The 16,849-nt window shown below is 54.8% G+C and carries 15 protein-coding genes; 8 read left to right on the top strand and 7 right to left on the bottom strand.

Annotated elements, in window-relative coordinates; translation table 11 throughout:
- Positions 1-12 precede the first annotated feature (12 nt).
- Genes RHH81_RS02180 through RHH81_RS02170 form a run of 3 tightly spaced genes read left to right on the top strand, consistent with a single transcriptional unit; the run spans position 13 to position 3,010 of the window.
- Positions 13-969: a UDP-glucuronic acid decarboxylase family protein gene (locus RHH81_RS02180; RefSeq protein WP_149820594.1), complete on the top strand. Its 957-nt coding sequence runs from the start codon at positions 13-15 to the stop codon at positions 967-969.
- Positions 970-983: 14 nt separating this feature from the next.
- The gene (locus RHH81_RS02175) at positions 984-2,363 is read left to right on the top strand and encodes a UDP-glucose/GDP-mannose dehydrogenase family protein (protein ID WP_310743308.1); all 1,380 of its coding nucleotides are present in this window, start codon (positions 984-986) and stop codon (positions 2,361-2,363) included.
- A 2-nt stretch (positions 2,364-2,365) separates the two neighbouring features.
- Positions 2,366-3,010 carry a ribonuclease HII gene (locus RHH81_RS02170; RefSeq protein WP_310743307.1) on the top strand — a complete coding sequence of 215 codons (645 nt, stop codon included), beginning with the start codon at positions 2,366-2,368 and terminating at the stop codon, positions 3,008-3,010.
- Positions 3,011-3,116: 106 nt separating this feature from the next.
- Here RHH81_RS02170 and RHH81_RS02165 read toward each other — a convergent pair whose 3' ends face one another.
- Positions 3,117-3,668 (bottom strand): transposase, encoded by a 552-nt coding sequence (locus RHH81_RS02165; RefSeq protein ID WP_310743539.1) that lies wholly within the window; start codon positions 3,666-3,668, stop codon positions 3,117-3,119.
- 501 nt (positions 3,669-4,169) lie between these two features.
- Between RHH81_RS02165 and pheT the strand changes: the two genes are divergently transcribed.
- From pheT to RHH81_RS02150, 3 genes are read left to right on the top strand one after another with little or no spacing between them, the layout of a single operon-like run.
- Positions 4,170-6,635 (top strand): phenylalanine--tRNA ligase subunit beta, encoded by a 2,466-nt coding sequence (gene pheT / locus RHH81_RS02160; protein WP_310743306.1) that lies wholly within the window; start codon positions 4,170-4,172, stop codon positions 6,633-6,635.
- A gap of 9 nt (positions 6,636-6,644) precedes the next feature.
- Positions 6,645-7,655: a biotin synthase BioB gene (gene bioB, locus RHH81_RS02155; RefSeq protein ID WP_206200876.1), complete on the top strand. Its 1,011-nt coding sequence runs from the start codon at positions 6,645-6,647 to the stop codon at positions 7,653-7,655.
- Positions 7,656-7,715: 60 nt separating this feature from the next.
- Positions 7,716-8,504 (top strand): E3 ubiquitin ligase family protein, encoded by a 789-nt coding sequence (locus RHH81_RS02150; protein WP_302677196.1) that lies wholly within the window; start codon positions 7,716-7,718, stop codon positions 8,502-8,504.
- On the opposite strand, the gene rsmA is transcribed toward RHH81_RS02150, so the two are convergent.
- Together rsmA and eno are read right to left on the bottom strand one after the other, a co-directional pair.
- Positions 8,481-9,275, bottom strand: coding sequence for a 16S rRNA (adenine(1518)-N(6)/adenine(1519)-N(6))-dimethyltransferase RsmA (gene rsmA / locus RHH81_RS02145; RefSeq protein WP_315863398.1), 795 nt, complete (start codon positions 9,273-9,275; stop codon positions 8,481-8,483). The two genes, RHH81_RS02150 and rsmA, sit on opposite strands and share 24 nt — an antisense overlap.
- Before the next feature lie 3 nt (positions 9,276-9,278).
- Entirely contained in the window at positions 9,279-10,559 is a 1,281-nt protein-coding gene (eno, locus tag RHH81_RS02140) for a phosphopyruvate hydratase (protein ID WP_206200874.1), read from the bottom strand.
- A 226-nt stretch (positions 10,560-10,785) separates the two neighbouring features.
- Between eno and RHH81_RS02135 the strand changes: the two genes are divergently transcribed.
- Complete coding sequence (locus RHH81_RS02135) at positions 10,786-13,122, top strand: heavy metal translocating P-type ATPase (protein ID WP_310743304.1); 2,337 nt, start codon at positions 10,786-10,788, stop codon at positions 13,120-13,122.
- Here the strand turns inward: RHH81_RS02135 and RHH81_RS02130 are convergent.
- A complete protein-coding gene (locus tag RHH81_RS02130; RefSeq protein WP_310437955.1) occupies positions 13,092-13,841 on the bottom strand; it encodes a pseudouridine synthase in 750 nt (249 codons plus the stop codon). The genes RHH81_RS02135 and RHH81_RS02130 overlap by 31 nt on opposite strands.
- 149 nt (positions 13,842-13,990) lie before the next feature.
- On the opposite strand from RHH81_RS02130, the gene RHH81_RS02125 reads away from it, so the two are divergent.
- Positions 13,991-14,134 (top strand): hypothetical protein, encoded by a 144-nt coding sequence (locus RHH81_RS02125; protein WP_206200871.1) that lies wholly within the window; start codon positions 13,991-13,993, stop codon positions 14,132-14,134.
- Positions 14,135-14,247: 113 nt separating this feature from the next.
- On the opposite strand, the gene RHH81_RS02120 is transcribed toward RHH81_RS02125, so the two are convergent.
- The 3 genes from RHH81_RS02120 to RHH81_RS02110 form a co-directional block, all read right to left on the bottom strand.
- A complete protein-coding gene (locus RHH81_RS02120) occupies positions 14,248-16,017 on the bottom strand; it encodes an ABC transporter ATP-binding protein (RefSeq protein ID WP_310743303.1) in 1,770 nt (589 codons plus the stop codon).
- A 27-nt stretch (positions 16,018-16,044) separates the two neighbouring features.
- Complete coding sequence (locus RHH81_RS02115; protein WP_206200869.1) at positions 16,045-16,398, bottom strand: hypothetical protein; 354 nt, start codon at positions 16,396-16,398, stop codon at positions 16,045-16,047.
- A 67-nt stretch (positions 16,399-16,465) separates the two neighbouring features.
- A complete protein-coding gene (locus tag RHH81_RS02110; protein ID WP_302678721.1) occupies positions 16,466-16,849 on the bottom strand; it encodes a YkgJ family cysteine cluster protein in 384 nt (127 codons plus the stop codon).

Raw genomic sequence — 16,849 nt, 5'->3', positions numbered from 1 at the left:
TTAGGCAACACAATGCGTATTCTGGTTACTGGCGGTGCTGGGTTTATTGGTTCCCATCTAGTTGATCGGCTGATGGAAGCGGGTCATGAGGTCATTTGCTTAGATAACTACTTCACTGGTACAAAGCGCAACATTCTGCGCTGGATGGGTCACCCCAATTTTGAACTGATCCGCCATGATGTCACCGATCCGATTCGCCTTGAGGTGGATCAAATCTATCACTTGGCTTGCCCCGCCTCGCCAGTTCACTACCAGTACAACCCCGTCAAAACGATTAAAACCAATGTCATGGGCACCCTCCACATGCTGGGGTTGGCCAAACGTGTAAAGGCACGGTTTCTCCTTGCTTCCACCTCAGAAGTCTATGGTGACCCGCTGGTGCATCCCCAATCTGAGTCCTACTGGGGGAATGTCAACCCCATTGGTATCCGCTCCTGTTACGACGAAGGCAAGCGGGTGGCAGAGACCCTCACCTTTGACTACCACCGCCAAAACAATGTGGATGTGCGGGTGGCACGGATTTTTAATACCTATGGCCCCAAAATGCAAGTCAACGATGGCCGCGTAGTCAGCAATTTTATTGTTCAAGCCTTGCAGGGCATTCCCCTCACCGTTTATGGCGACGGCTCCCAAACCCGCAGTTTTTGCTATGTCAGCGACTTGGTGGAAGGGTTAATTCGGCTGATGAATAGCGATCACATTGGCCCTGTGAATCTGGGCAACCCTGATGAATACACCGTGCTGGAGCTAGCCCAAAAAATCCAAGCCCTGATTAATCCGGGGGTGGAAATTCAGTTTAAGCCCCTGCCCAGTGATGACCCCCAGCGCCGTCGTCCTGACATTACCCTTGCTCGCACGGTGTTGGGCTGGCAACCGACCGTCCCCCTCCTCGAGGGATTACAGCGCACAATTCCTGACTTTGCCGAGCGACTAGGCGTGCCCTATACGCCTATGATGGTGGAAGTTTAGGGAGGCCACAGGGAATGCGGGTATGTGTGATTGGCACCGGTTATGTGGGCTTGGTGACGGGAGTGTGCTTGGCACATATCGGCCATGAGGTGATTTGCATTGACAACAACATTGATAAAGTTAAGCTGCTGCAACAGGGGGAATCCCCCATTTATGAACCCGGTCTGACGGAGTTACTCCGTGGGTGCATTGCCAGTGACCACATTCGCTTCAGTAGTGATCTTGGCGCTGGGGTGGAGTTTGGTGACGTGCTCTTTATCGCCGTCGGTACACCCGCCTTACCCAATGGTGAAACCGATACCCGCTATGTGGAAGCGGTTGCCCGCGGTATTGGTGCCCATTTGCATTTGGGGTACAAAGTCATTGTCAACAAATCCACAGTGCCGATTGGCTCAGGAGACTGGGTGCGAATGATTATTCTCGATGGTGTGGTGGAGCGCGAACCGGATCTAGCGGATGCCATTAAAGGGGGGGCGACCCATCCGCCGTTGGATTTTGATGTGGTCAGCAACCCTGAATTTCTGCGGGAAGGTTCAGCGGTCTATGACACGTTTAATCCCGATCGCATTGTCTTGGGTAGTAGTAGCCGCAAAGCGATTCAAATCATGCAGGAACTCTATGCGCCGATCATTGAACGTAAGTATGCGGCTGATCCCACCTTGCCCCCCGTGCCGGTGTTGGTGACGGATCTCAGTTCGGCGGAAATGATTAAGTACGCTGCCAATGCTTTTTTGGCCACTAAAATCAGCTTTATCAACGAAATTGCCAATATTTGCGATCGCGTGGGGGCGGATGTGGTTCAAGTGGCCAAGGGGATTGGCCTAGATTCCCGCATTGGCGAGAAATTTCTGCAAGCGGGCTTGGGCTGGGGTGGTTCCTGTTTTCCCAAGGATGTTTCGGCGCTCATCCACACGGCGGAAGACTACGGCTACGATGCCCAGTTGCTCAAAGCAGCCGTTCAAGTCAACCAGCGGCAACGCTTTATTGTCATTGAAAAACTACAACAGGTGCTAAAAATCCTCAAAGGTAAAACCATTGGCCTTTTGGGGTTAACGTTTAAGCCCAACACCGATGATCTGCGGGATGCCCCTGCCCTGAATTTGATCGAGGAACTGTATCGCTTGGGTGCCAAGGTCAAGGCCTATGACCCCCTCGTGTCCCAGTCGGGTCTGCGATCGGGTCTCTCCCATGTGATTGTGGAAACGGATTTGCTACACCTCGCCGATGGCTGTGATGCTTTGGTGCTGGTGACCGACTGGCCACAGTTCCAAGAGGTGGATTATGGGGAACTGGCCAAGGTGATGCACCAACCCGTGATCATTGATGGCCGCAACTTCTTGGATCGCAAGGGGCTAGAGTCACTCGGCTTCCGCTATGTGGGGATTGGCCATTAAGCATGGAACCGCCCAGCCTGATCTATGAGCAGGCCTACTGGCAACAGGGCTATTGTCGCGTGGTCGGTGTGGATGAGGTGGGTCGGGGTTGTTTGGCGGGGCCAGTGGTGGCAGCAGCCGTAATTTTACCAGTAGACTGTGTGCCTCTTCCAGAGGTGCGCGACTCCAAACAGTTGAGTGCCCGCCAGCGATCGCGCCTCTTTGGGCAGATTTATAACCAAGCGATCGCCATTGGCATTGGTAGTGCCAGTGTGGCGGAAATTGATCAGGTGAATATCCTGCAAGCCACCTATCGAGCCATGGCGCGTGCCCTAGCGCGGGTTACCCCTTGGGATCATGCCCTGATTGACGGCAAATTAACAAAAACAGCGCCCTTTGAAAAGGTAACGGCCATTATCGGGGGCGATCGCCACAGCTATAGTATTGCCTGTGCCTCGATTATTGCCAAGGTACGGCGCGATCGCTTCATGGCACGCTTAGCTCGGCGTTATCCCCAGTATGGCTGGGAACGCAATGTGGGCTACGGCACCCCCCAACACCGTCAAGCCCTTGATCAGTACGGCCTGACCCCTTGGCATCGGCGATCGTTCTTGAAATCCTTGCTTCATACCGACTTACACTTGTGTAATGCCATCACAGGAGATTGACGCTCATCCCGCTAACGCTAGGCGTATAGCAGGAGATTCCCCGTTCACAGAGTCTTGACTAGATGACCCGAAAGTCATCCCCGCCAAAACCTCTCCAAGGGCATTTTCAAGACGGTACGCCCCACCGCCTATCAATCGATTCCGCAGCGGCAATATCCCTAGGCATTGAACAGCCACAGGGGCACTCATGCCAACGGATTGATAGCGTTTTGCGGACTGCTTCGCCACAGTTGGGACACTCTTGAGAGGTGCCCGCTGCTTTCTCCTTGACAACCACCTTGCCACGCTTGCAGGCCACCCAAGGCAACACCGAGTTCAGGAATGGCCCATGACCCGCATCCAGCATGTGCTTGCCCAGCGTCCCACGACTGAGGCCAATCAGATTCAAATCCTCCACCACAATCACATCAGCCCCGTCGCAAAGTTGGTGGGCAACCTTGAAGTGACAGTCCCTGCGGGTGCGGGCAATCTGTTCATGCAGCTTCGCCACCTTGCGTTGAATCTTCTTCCAGTTGGCTGACCCAATCTGTTTCCGCTTCAGTCTGCGTTGCAGCAATTGAAGCTTGCGTTGCATCTCTACGAAAAACCTAGGCCGTGCTAGTTGAAGTCCGTCCGAGGTGGAGAGAAAGTATTCTAGGCCAACATCGAGGCCAACCACCCGCTTCAAGACTTGCTGATGCTTGGGCGTTAACCGACGCTAAATCAGGGTTGGTCTGCTTTGCTTGGGTGAATCGTTGACACTGCACGTTGAAGCTGGGGTAGGGGGCATCCGCTGGGATGATGTACTCGCTAGGCACAGAGCAGGCATTGACTGGACATTTGCGCGAAGCAATCCAGTCTTTGCGCTCCCTCAGCGCATCATTTCAAACTTGGCGACACACGTCTAGATCGTAGTCGATCTGCTTAGCCTGCTGCTGGGTTAGTTTTAGCCTGTACTCGTACGTCAGGGTGAGCATGAGTGGACTATAGCTATTAGTCGCGCCCGATGTTCGGTGCTAGCTCAATATGTCCAGCAAGAAGCTGAGATTGAGTGACTGCTCCCTATGGTCGCCTATCACCTCACTACCACCTAACCGCTTTGCGGTATAGGCGGAGCACTGCGGCGAATTTTGGTAGGCTGAAGAAGAATGGCAAAGTATGACGTTTTGTTGAGGATTCCATGCGGGTTTCCCTTCGCTGGCTACGGGAATTAGTGGCTGTTGATCTCGATGTGATGACTTTGGCCGATCGCCTGACGATGGCGGGGTTTGAAGTCGAAGAAATTGAAGATCGGCGCACATGGGCGGAAGGGGTTGTGGTGGGTCATATTTTGGCCTGTGAACCCCATCCCAATGCCCAAAAATTACGGGTCTGCCAAGTGGATGTGGGTCAAGGGGAACCCCGCACGATTGTCTGTGGGGCACCCAATGCCGCCGCAGGCTTGTATGTACTTGTGGCACTACCGGGGGCATATCTGGCCAAAATTGATCTGAAAATTCGACCGGCAAAACTGCGGGGCGTGAAATCTGAGGGGATGATTTGCTCCCTTGCTGAGTTGGGGCTAACCAAAGCGTCTGAGGGCATTCACACATTCGCTGATGCAGTAACCGTCGGGGAAGATGTACGTCCTCTCCTCGGCTTGGATGATGTGATTTTGCACCTGACCTCAACTGCCAACCGTGCGGATGCCCTGAGTATGGTAGGCATTGCCCGTGAAGTGGCCGCACTTACTGGTGCTCCCCTGACGCTACCCGCCCCAAAGGCGATCGCCCCCAAAAAGTCTCGTGCTAAGGTGCCTGTACAGCTGGCGATCGCCGACTCCCAAGCCTGCCCTGCCTACTGTGGCACACTGATCACCAATGTCCAGATTGCCCCTTCGCCCCATTGGCTCCAGCAACGCTTAGAGGCTGCCGGTTTGCGTGCCATCAATAATGTGGTGGATATCACCAACTACATCCTGCTGAAGTGGGGTCAGCCCCTCCATGCCTTTGATTGGGATCGGTTGCAAGGGGTTGCTACCCAAACCCCAGTGAGTGTCGGCGTGCGTTTTGCCAAGGCCGGGGAAACCCTGAAAACCCTCGATGGTGAGCAGCGGGTGCTGAGTGCCGACAATCTCCTGATTACCGCCGGGGATGTGCCCGTTGCCCTTGCCGGAGTAATAGGGGGCGAAGAGACTGAAGTTTACGAGGGTACGCAGAATGTCTTCCTTGAGGCGGCACTCTTTGCCAGTCCAGTGATTCGGCGATCGGCTCGCGCCCAAGGATTACGCACGGAAGCTTCGGCTCGCTATGAACGGGGGGTGAACCCCGCAGAACTAGAGGCGGCCACCGCTGAAGCGATCGCCCTATTGACTGAAGTGGCTCAAGGGACAGTGACCTACACTACACTAGCGGATCAGCGTCCGCCCCTCGAACGTACCCTCACCCTGCGGCTGGAACAAGTGCACCGGCTCTTGGGGGCCGTGGTTGCTGACGAAGCGGAGAGCGAGGAAGTCGCCTATTTGGACGCAGAGACCGTTGAAGAGCTACTCAGCCGCCTTGGCTTTCACCTCAGCCGTCAAGAAACCTTTGAGGACGAGTTAGTGGTGTGGTCGGTGACGGTGCCCCCTTACCGCTTCCGGGATATTGAGCGAGAGGTGGATCTCATTGAGGAGATTGCGCGGCTCTACGGTTACGACCGCTTTGAGGAAACCTTGCCCGCTCAATCGGAATTGGGAGCACTACCGCTGGAACTCACCCTACTGCGGGAGCTACGGGCGGCCTTTCGCGGGGCGGGTCTGACGGAATTGATGCACTATTCTTGGGTAAAAGGTGGTCAGCCCAACCAAGTGACCGTCGTGAATCCGCTAGTGGCGGAGTTTTCCTCGCTGCGTACGGATCTAATTACGGGTCTCGTCCAAGCCTTCCGCTACAACCAAGAACAGGGGAATCCGCCCCTCAATGGTTTTGAAATTGGCCGTGTTTTTGGTCAAGATGAAGAGGGTCTCTGGGAAAGCGATCGCCTTGGGGGCATCATCGGTGGCGATCCGTGGCAGGGGAAATGGGTACGCCGCTCACAGCAAGCCCAACCCCTCACATGGTATGAAGCCAAGGGGATTCTCGAGAGTGTCTTTCAGCGGTTTGGTTTGCATGTGGAATATCAGAGCGATCGCCAAGACGAACGCTTGCATCCGGGGCGGACGGCGGCCCTTTGTTTGAATGGAGAACGGCTCGGTATTTTTGGCCAGTTACACCCGCAGTATGCGGCGACCCTCGACCTGCCGGCGGCGGTGTATGTCTTTGAACTGGATCTGGAGGTACTCCTGAGCCGCCTTGAGGAACGCTATCGCCAGATTATCTTTCAGCCCTTTTCAACTTATCCCGCCAGCGATCGCGACCTCGCCTTTTTTGCGCCGGCGGATCTCACTGTGGCAGAACTCAGCCGCACCATTTGGAAAGCTGCAGGCGGGCGCGACTCCCTCCTTGAGAGTGTCGAGGTTTTTGATGAGTACAGTGGCACTGGTGTTCCCGAAGGGCAGCGCAGTTTGGCCTTTCGCCTCACCTACCGCGCCAGCGATCGCACCCTCACCGAGGCCGAGGTGAATGAATTACATCAGCGCATTCGCGACAGCCTTGTGGAAAAATACGCCGTGACCCTCCGTAGCTAAGAAAAAACCATGAACACAGTATTGACGACCGATTGGCAGCACCTTGCCGATTTAGCCCTTGCCGATGAATGCCTCAGCCGCGATCAAGCGCGGGCGGTGTTACAAGCCGCGGATACTGAACTCCTGAATCAACTGGCGGCGGCCTATCGGGTGCGCTACCACTACTGGGGGAATCGGGTACGGCTGCACTATCTGCTCAATGCCCAAAGTGGTCTCTGTCCAGAGGATTGCCACTACTGCTCACAATCAAAAATCTCCACGGCTGAGATTGAAAAGTATCCCCTGCTCTCGCAGGAAAAAATTCTTGCTGCGGCCGATCGCGCTGCCCAACTCAAGGCTGGTACCTTTTGCATGGTCATTTCCGGGCGATCGCCCAATGAGAAGGTCTTTGAGCAGGTACTTGCTGCTATTCGGGCAGTTAAGGAGCGCTATCCCCTGAAAATCTGTGCCTGCTTGGGCTTACTCACCGCTGAGCAAACGGCACGGCTAGCGGCAGCAGGCGTCGATCGCGTCAATCACAACCTAAATACCTCGGAAAACTTCCACGGCGAAATTTGCACCACTCACACCTTTAGCGATCGCGACCAGACCTTGGCCAATATCCAAGCCGCTGGAATTACAACTTGCTCTGGCGGCATTTTGGGTATGGGGGAATCCGATGACGATGTCATTGATCTTGCCCTTTCCCTGCGGCAGCGTCAGGTGACCAGTGTACCAGTGAATTTTCTGATTCCCATTCCGGGGACACCCCTTGGGACACAGCACAACCTCAATCCGCGCCACTGTTTACGCATCTTGGTGCTGTTTCGCCTATTATTGCCGCGTCAGGAGATTCGCATTGCCGGTGGCCGTGAAGTACACCTGCGATCGCTGCAACCCCTTGGCCTCTATGCTGCCAACTCCATTTTTGTCGGCGATTATCTAACGACCCCCGGCCAAGCCCCCCACCAAGACTGGCAAATGATTGCCGATGCTGGCTTTGTCCTTGAAGACCCCGAAGGGCGGGCGATCGCCCCATAACATAATGGGCTACCCATCGCTAAACTAGGGATTGGCGGCGCTACTGTTGCGGAGTCTCCGATGGGCATTTTTGGTGGCCTTTTGCTAATTGCGGCGATTGCCCTCTTTTTTGTACAGCGCCACTATCGCCTGAAGCTGCGTAGTCTTAAGCTAGCCACGCCATCCACCACGGCGGATCTCCATCAGCTCCAACAGCAGGTGGCGCAGGAAATTGGCGGTGGCAACCTACGGGAATATGTGAAGGTCTCTGGTCAGATTGTTGTCGATCAGCCCCTGATCTCGGAGTTAAAGCAGGTGCCCTGCGTCCATTACCGCATGTGTGTCAGCCGCGAGTATGAAGAACAGGTGCGCGAAACCGATAGCGAAGGCCGCACCCGCTGGCGCACTGAACGCCGCTCCGACACGATTAGCAGCAATAGCCAAACCATTCCCTTCCGCGTGCGCGATCGCTACGGCGAGATTGAAGTGGATCCGCGGGGGGCTGATATGGAAACAGTCCAAGTCCTCGATGAATTTCGACCCGCCAATAACACTGCCCGCTTTGGCTTTGGCAGCTTCCAAGTAAACGTGGGCAGCCTCACCTTTGGCAGTGGCAATACCATTGGTTATCGCTATCAGGAATGGATCACGCCAGTGGATCGGCAGGTGTTGGTCGTGGGCACCGCCAGTGATCAAACGGGCACGCTACGCATTGAACGTCCCACCGTCAAGGGACAAAAGTTCTTTGTCTCCCTGAAATCAGAAGACAGCCTGAGTCAAGACACCAGTAATGCCGTGCTCTATTCAACCATTGGCGCTGCCGCCTGTGGTGGGTTGGGGATTTTGTTAATCTTGGTGGGGCTGCTGTAGGAGTTCACTGAGGGCTAGCCAGTCTTCCAAGCTAAGGGCTTCGGCGCGGCTATTGACATCTCGCCCCAACTGAAGCAGCGCTTGGCGCACTTGATCGGGTTCGACAAGGGACTTGAGGGCATTGGCCAGCATCTTACGGCGAGTGGCAAACCCCTGTTTCAGCAACGTTTCTAACCATTGGGGCGATCGCACCCTTGGCAGTGTCGCGTGGGGTCGCAGACAGATCACCACAGAATCCACCTTAGGCGGCGGCTGAAAGGCGCGGGGGGGCACTGCACAGACCGGCTCACAGGTGGCCAGAAATTGCATCCGTACGGAGAGGGCACCGTAGGCCTTGCTACCGGGGGTGGCCATCAGGCGATCGCCAATTTCTTTTTGCACCAGTAGAATCAACCGCTCAAAGGCCGGGCGACGCGGTCGGGCAATACTGCCAAGCAGATGCCCCAGTAACGGCCCTGTGATGTTGTAGGGGATATTGGCCACCACTTTGTGGCAGTTCAAGGGGGCTAAATCAACCTTGAGAATATCCCCCTCAATCAACTGAAATCGATCCCCGCTGAACCGCTGCCGCAACTTACTGCACAGATTCCGATCCAGTTCAACGGCCACCACCTCAGCACCACTGGCTAGAAGAGGGCGAGTGAGGGCACCCCAACCGGGACCAATTTCTAGGATGCGATCGCCCGCGTGCAGTTCAGCCGCTGCAATGATCTGAGCTAAAACCGATTCACTACGCAGCCAATGCTGGCCAAACCGTTTGCGGGCACGAATCACCTAGCGCGGCCCCAAGCCCACCGTGGGCGCATAGACTGCCTGATCCCCTAGTTCCGCTTCAATGCGTAACAGGCGATTGTACTTGGCAACCCGTTCACTGCGGCAGAGGGAACCGGTTTTAATTTGACCCGCACGGGTAGCTACAGCCAAATCCGCAATCGTGGTATCTTCGGTTTCGCCAGAGCGGTGGCTAATCACCGAGCGGTAGCCCTTGCGAGTCGCCAGATCAATGGTTTGCAGCGTTTCTGTCAAGGAACCAATCTGATTGAGTTTAATCAAGATGGCATTGGCCACGCCATTGTCAATCCCCCGTTGTAAGCGTTTGGGATTGGTGACAAACAAGTCATCCCCCACGAGTTGAATACGACTGCCAAGGGTTTCGGTCAAGAGTGCCCAGTGATCCCAGTCCTCCTCCTGCAAGCCGTCCTCAATCGAGACAATGGGATAGTTGCTCACCAATTCTTCATAGTAGCGAATTAACTCAGAGCCAGTGCGGCTGGCATTATCAAACACATATTTGCCGTCTTCATAAAATTCATTGGCGGCGACATCGAGGGCAAGGGCAACGTCAGTGCCGGGGGTGTAACCTGCGGTTTCAATCGCCTGAAGTAAAATATCCAAGGCCGCTTGGTTGGAGTCGAGGTTAGGCGCAAAGCCCCCTTCATCCCCCACCCCGGTCAGTAACCCCTTATCAGCTAGCACTTTACTCAGAGCGGCAAAAACCTCTGCCCCCCAGCGCAGTCCCTCCCGAAAACTAGGGGCACCAATGGGCATGATCATGAATTCCTGAAAGTCAATGTTGTTGGCGGCATGGGCACCCCCGTTGATCACATTCATCATCGGCACGGGGAGGACATTGGCCAGAGGCCCCCCCAAATAGCGGTAGAGGGGTTGACCGAGATATTCTGCGGCTGCTTTGGCCGTGGCAAGGGAAACCGCAAGAATGGCATTGGCGCCAAGGTTGGATTTGTTCTCACTGCCATCCAGTTCCAAGAGGCACTGGTCAATCACTGTCTGATCAAGGGCGTTGAGATCCACAAGGGCACTGAGAATCGTGGTTTCAATGTTTTCCACCGCTGTGAGGACACCTTTGCCACCATAGCGCTTGGGATCGCCGTCCCGCAGTTCATGGGCTTCAAAACTCCCCGTTGAGGCACCACTAGGAACCTGCGCCAGTCCAACAATGCCACAATCCAGTTCAACTTCTGCTTCTACCGTGGGGCGCCCCCGCGAGTCGAGAATTTCGCGGGCACGAATCGTTGCGATCGCCGTATCCATCATCTGCTTGTTCCTCAATATGCAGCTAGATTGTACGATAGATGCCCGATAAAACTGAAATGGCTTAAGGATGACCTAAGCTATAAAGTGTCCTGTATTGCATTGCCTTTCTTGTCTGAGACTGGTTTAATTTGACTCAATTTTGGTGTCTATCATCCACAATTGGGGGAAAACGATTACTAAGACTTTTAGCCAGCTTCACTTGCCCGACCATTCGTAGGAATCCATTATGACCACTATTGCCCGAAGTCGTTCCCCGCAGTCTGAAGTACCCACCCACTCTATCACCACAGAGACCGTTCACTATCAAGTTGTGCATTGGATTAGGGGTCGCTTTCGGATTCGCATTCCGCGCTTGGGCTTTGATGCTGAATATGGGGCACGGCTGCTCTACATTGTGGGCAGTTTACCCGCGGTGACAACGGCACGCATTAACCCCCCTGCCCGCTCCCTTGTGGTGGAATATAATCCCAAGCTCTTTGGGGAAGCCCTAGCAACGATTCAAGGGCAAATTTTTGAGTCGATTCAAGTGGCGGCCAATCCAGATCTTCCCGCCCTAAGTACTGAGAAGGCCACCCCTGCGGCGGAAGCTCACGAAATTAACTATTGGGAACGCTTGGGCTTACCGGCTCTGGGCTTGGGGTTGAGTGTGGCCTCCCTGATGGGGGTACCGATTCCCGGCTATGTGATTGCCAGTGTGGTGATTGCCGGGGCAATGCCGGTGTTTCGGCGAGCATGGGAAGCGATTCAAGAGGAGAAACAGTTAACGATTGACTTCCTCGATGGCTTGGCCATTTCCCTCCACACCATGCAAGGGCACTATTTTGCCCCCTCCTTTATGCTGGGTCTGATTGAGGGGGGGGAAGTGATCCGCGACCTCACGGCACGGGGATCGGAGCGGGCGAACCTTGATTTGCTGGATTGCCTCGGCAAAACCGCCTTTGTGGAACGGGACGGCGTTGAGGTTGAAGTTGAAGTGAAAGACCTTGTCGAGGGCGATCGCGTAGTTGTCTATCCAGGGGATCAAATTCCCGTTGACGGCATCATCCTGCGGGGTACAGGTCTCATTGATCAGTGCAAACTCACGGGCGAGTCGGTGCCGGTAACGCGCAGCGAGGGAATGGAGGTTTTTGCGTCAACGCTGCTGGTCGAGGGGCAACTGGTGATCTTAGCGGAGCGAGTAGGCAACAATACCCGTGCAGGTGTGATTGTGAACTTAATGCAGTCGGCACCGGTGCATGACACGCGCATTGAAAACTATGCTGCCATGGTGGCCAACCAAGCCGTCATTCCAACCTTGGCCATTGGCACAGGTGTTGGCTTACTCTCAGGGGATCTCAATCGGGCGATCGCCCTGCTGACCCTTGACCTCGGTACAGGGATTCGGGTCTCGGTGCCTACCACGATTTTGTCGGCGCTCACCTATGCAGCCCAACATGGCGTTCTCATTCGCAGTGGTCGGGCGATTGAAAAACTGGCGCAAATTGACACGATTGTCTTTGATAAAACGGGCACCCTGACCCAAGGTCATGCTGGCGTGACGGATATTAAAGTCATGGATCCGCGCTTCAGTGCTGATGACATTCTCAGTATGGCCGCTAGTGCCGAGCAGGGACTCACCCACCCTGTGGCTGAAGCCATTGTCCGCCATGCTCGCGAAACCCATCAGCCCCTCTTTGACTGTGAAGACTGGGAATACCGCGTTGGCCTCGGTGTGGCCACAAAAGTGCGGGGTGTGGATCTGCGGGTGGGCAGCCGCCGCATGATGGAGCAGGAAAACATTTGCCTGATTGATCTCAATGAACGTTTCCCCGATCTCGATTCTGGGCGGGCGTCAATTGTCTATGTGGCCGGGGATGGGCGTTTGATTGGGGTGATTCTCTACAGTGACCCAATCCGCAATGAAAGTCCTGAAGTCATCCGTGAACTCAAGGGGGCAGGCATTACTCCCCATATGCTGACGGGTGACATTGGCCGCGTTGCCCGTGCGGTGGCCAAAGACTTAGGCATTGCCCCTGAGCATATCTACGCCGAAGCCTTCCCGGAAAAGAAAGTGGAGGTGGTGCGTGCCCTCCATGACAGCGGTAAAGTCGTGGCTTTCTGTGGCGATGGTATCAATGACTCTGCCGCTCTTGCCTATGCCGATGTCTCTATTTCCTTTGCCGGGGCAACCGATATTGCCCGTGAAACCGCCGATGTGGTGCTCATGGAGGATGACTTGCGGGGATTGACCCTTGCGATTCGGATTGCCAAGCAGGCGATGGAAATTGTCTGGCAAAATACAGCGATCGTGGCCATTCCTAATATTGGTGCGCTGCTGTCGGGGGTCTTCTTTGCCCTTGACCCGATTTTGGCGGTGGTTATTAACAACGGCACAGCCATCTTAGCGGAGTTGAATGGATTGCGCCCCTTGGCGGGTCCCGGTGGCTCGTTGCCCTTACCGCCCGTCAAAGACACACAGGAATTTCTTGCCGAATGGGAAGCCACCCATCCCGATCATCCGGTGCAGCATATTCCACCCAAAATGACTGGCTCTCAGGCTGAGCCTTCGCGGTTGGCTGGATAAGCAAGGGCGGCCAATTCACGGCGGCTGAGGGGGCGAACGGCTCTGGGGCGAAGATTGCCGAGGTGAACTGGGCCGATCGCGATCCGTTGCAAGGCAACAACAGGATAACCCAGCTGATCGGCCACACGGCGAATCTGGCGGTTGCGACCTTCGTGCAGGATGATTTCCAAGAGGGAGCGATCGCCCTCGGTGCGCAGGAGCTTAACGGCTGCGGGTAGTGTCATCACCCCGTCCAAGGGAACGCCCTCTCGCCAGTGTTGCAAGACCCCTTCCGTAGGCTGTCCCTGCACCCAAACGCGGTAGGTTTTGGGGATGTGATGGCGGGGATGACTGAGATAGTAGGTAAACGCCCCATCATTGGTGAGCAGCAGGGCACCGCTAGAGTCGGCATCTAAGCGACCCACAGGATGAAGACCGGCCACACCCTGATACCTAGGCGGCAAAAGATCCAAAACGGTGGTGCGCCCTTGGGGATCGTGACAGGTACAGAGAACCCCCTTGGGCTTATGGAGCAGCAGGTAGAGCCGTTGGGGTGGGCGGGGTGGGTTCAGGGGTTGTCCTTTGTATTCAATGCGATCGCGCGTGGGATCCACTTTGTCCCCCAATTTTGCCCGCTGACCATTCACGAAGACCTGACCACTGCGGATGAGTATTTCTGCATGGCGTCGCGAGGCCACTCCCCAATGGGCAAGGACTTTTTGTAATCGCTCAGTTGTCATAGGGGGTATAGTTGCTTTCTAGGATGTGGTGGCACTTTTGAGGGAAATCTCTATAGACCAATCGTTGCCACAGAGTTGCCAATCCCCGAGCAGAATTGGTAGAAAAGAACTGTCCAATCCTTGCCTAATTATCTGCCGTGAGGAGTTCTATGAAATTTCTTTACAAACTCGCCGCCTTAGGGTTAATTTTAGTGGGCTTTTCGACAACGCTGGTTGCCTGTGGTGGTGGCGGCGGTGGTACCGATAACCAAACGCCAACCGAGTCCCCCAGTCCGCAAACACCAGGGCAGTAGTTCCTTTTAGCTTTTAGCGATATTGTCTATTCTTAATGATACTGAAGCTAGGGGTAGCCGTCAGGGTTGCCCCCTTCTAATGGGAAATTGGCATTCTCCAGCAGGCGATCCAGTTATCCAAGGGAGCTTTCTAACTGATACTGCTGCCAAAGGGATTGATATAACCCCCCTGCTGCCACCAGTTGATCATGGGTACCCTGTTGAACAATGCGCCCTTGATCCATGACCAGAATGCGATCGCAGGTGGCCGCTGCTGACAATTGATGGGAAATAAAGAGCACCGTGCGTGTGTGCTGTTGCTGCCGCAGCGCTTGTAAAATTTGGCTAGCCGTTTGGTTATCAACGCTGGCGAGGGCATCATCGAGGACTAAAATCGGCGCATCCACCAGTAGGGCACGGGCTAAGGCGGTTCGTTGACGCTGTCCCCCAGAGAGGGTAATGCCCCGCTCGCCCACAAGGGTGTCGTACTGCTTAGGAAAGTTGAGGATCTCATTGTGAATTTGGGCTTGGCTGGCGGCGGCAATCACCTTTAGCTCCGTGGCATCGGGTTCGCCGTAGCGAATGTTGTTTTTGATTGTGGTGCTAAAGAGAAAGCTTTCTTGGGGCACGTAGGCGATCGCCCCCCGCAGATCAGCAAGGCGCAGCTGCGTAATGTCGATGCCATCCAGAAAAATCTGATTCGGGGCAATCTCCAAGAGTCGAGGCAGGGCACTGGCCAGTGTGGATTTGCCGCAGCCAATGGGGCCAACGATCGCCACCATTTCCCCTGCTTGAATTTCAAAACTAAGTTGATTGAGGGCAGGGGTGCGGCGATTGGGATATGTAAAAGTTAGATTCTGACAACGCAGGTGTCCCTGAACGCAATCGCGGGGTAAAGCAATGGCATCTGGGGCATCGGTAATGCGGGGTTCCACGCTCAAGATGGCTTCAATCCGGTCAATGCTCACTTCCCCCCGTTGGTAGGTGGTAATCGTAAAGCCCAAGAGTGCCGTCGGGAAAATCAGCCGCTCAATGTACAGCAGTAGGGCAATAAAATCCCCCACCTGAATCGTATTGGCTGCAATCATGCGGCTGCCAAACCACAGCAAAATCAGCAAACTAAAGCTGACCATCCCCCCCAAGAGGGGAAAGAGAATGTTGCGAGTTTTAGCCAAGACCAAGTTATTGCGGAGTAAGTCTTGATTTAACTGGTCAAATTGGCGTTGTTCATTGGCTTCTTGGCTATAGATTTTAATCAGGGCAATGCCACTCATGTCCTCTTGAATGAGATCGCTGAGTTCCGCGAGGCTTTGTTGCACATCGAGCTGCTCTGCCCGCAGGCGATCGCTAAAGGTTTGGACAATAAAAAGAACCGCTGGATAAACGGCGATCGCCCCCAAGCTCAACCCCGGATGAATTGCCAGCATCACGGGCAGGGTCATACCGTAGGCAAACACGGTGTTCGCCGCACTCAAAAGGGCAAAACCCACCAGACGGCGAATATTATCCACATCACTGGTGGCACGGCTAATGAGATCCCCGGGGGTATTCTCCGCAAAGTAACTGGGTTCTAAACGCAGCAGATGTTCAAAGAGCCGTTGTTTGAGGTCAAATTCCACCAATCGCCCAGCCCCAAAGATCCACAGGCGCGAGGCCATGCGAATCAGCCACATCAGGGAGGCTAGGCCAATCAGCAGCAGGGCATAGAACACCACCCGCTGCAAGTCAAACTTAGCCTGCAATTCATCAACCGCAGTACCAATGAGCAGCGGCAAATAGGTGCCCAAAAGGTTGACGATAAAAAGCGCAACAATCCCCCCCCAAATTTTTGTTTGGTGAGGACGCAAATAGGCCAAGAGGCGACGCAAACGGCCAGAGCGGCCAGCCTTAGGAAGAGTAACCATATCCTCAACCTAACAGATGTTGTCCCCCTAGGGGGGAGCGCTTTCGAGAAACTGGTTGAGGTCTTCCACGAGACGATTTAGCTCTGCCTCTGTCGTCAGGCGCATGCGATCATCTCGCACGGTCAATAGAACCTTGGCGGCATAGGGATTGGGCCAGATATTGGGATTACAAAACACTTCGAGGAAGACCTCGCCCACGTGCTGATATTCCATGGCCGCTTGGGGAGACAGGGGAGTACCGCTGGCTTTGGCATGGGCGATCGCCCGCATGCGTTCCATTAAAGTCTGAATCTCTTGCCGTAGGGCCTCTGCGGCTGTCCGAGAGAAGCGAAAACTCACCGAGCCTTCGACCAAGTTCACCCGCATCCGATAGTCATCCATAGGCTCTGGCTGCACACAACTGTTGTCATTTGCTGTCATTATAGGTGTCCGTTCACAAAGGACAGCCCTAGGGAGCCTCCTCCCCCTGCGGGGGATCTACGCCCTGACCCACCAGATATTCATAGCGCAGCAGTTCAAAACTCCGCTCACCGTAGCGATCGTGAATGTGTTCGCAGCAGCACTGAATGGCAAACTCGTCTAGCTCCTCAGGCGTAATCCCATACAAATCCTCAAAGACTTCTGGCGTGACGCGGCAAAAGCGGGGGCGATTCTCGTAGATGCGGCAGCGGCGGCTGAGGGGGTCAAAGTGAATACACCAGCCATCGGCACCAATGAGGGATTGGTAGAGGGCAAATTCCTCTGCATTGAGAATGGTGGGCACTTCTGAGCGATCGCGCAACTCAAGGTAACAACAGGCGCCACACCCCTGCATGCATTGCCATTTTCTCAT

Origin of the sequence: Thermosynechococcus sp. PKX95 (assembly GCF_031583295.1) — a bacterium.
In the GTDB taxonomy this organism is placed as follows: Bacteria; Cyanobacteriota; Cyanobacteriia; order Thermosynechococcales; family Thermosynechococcaceae; genus Thermosynechococcus.
This window is presented reverse-complemented; position numbering and strand designations above follow the sequence as displayed.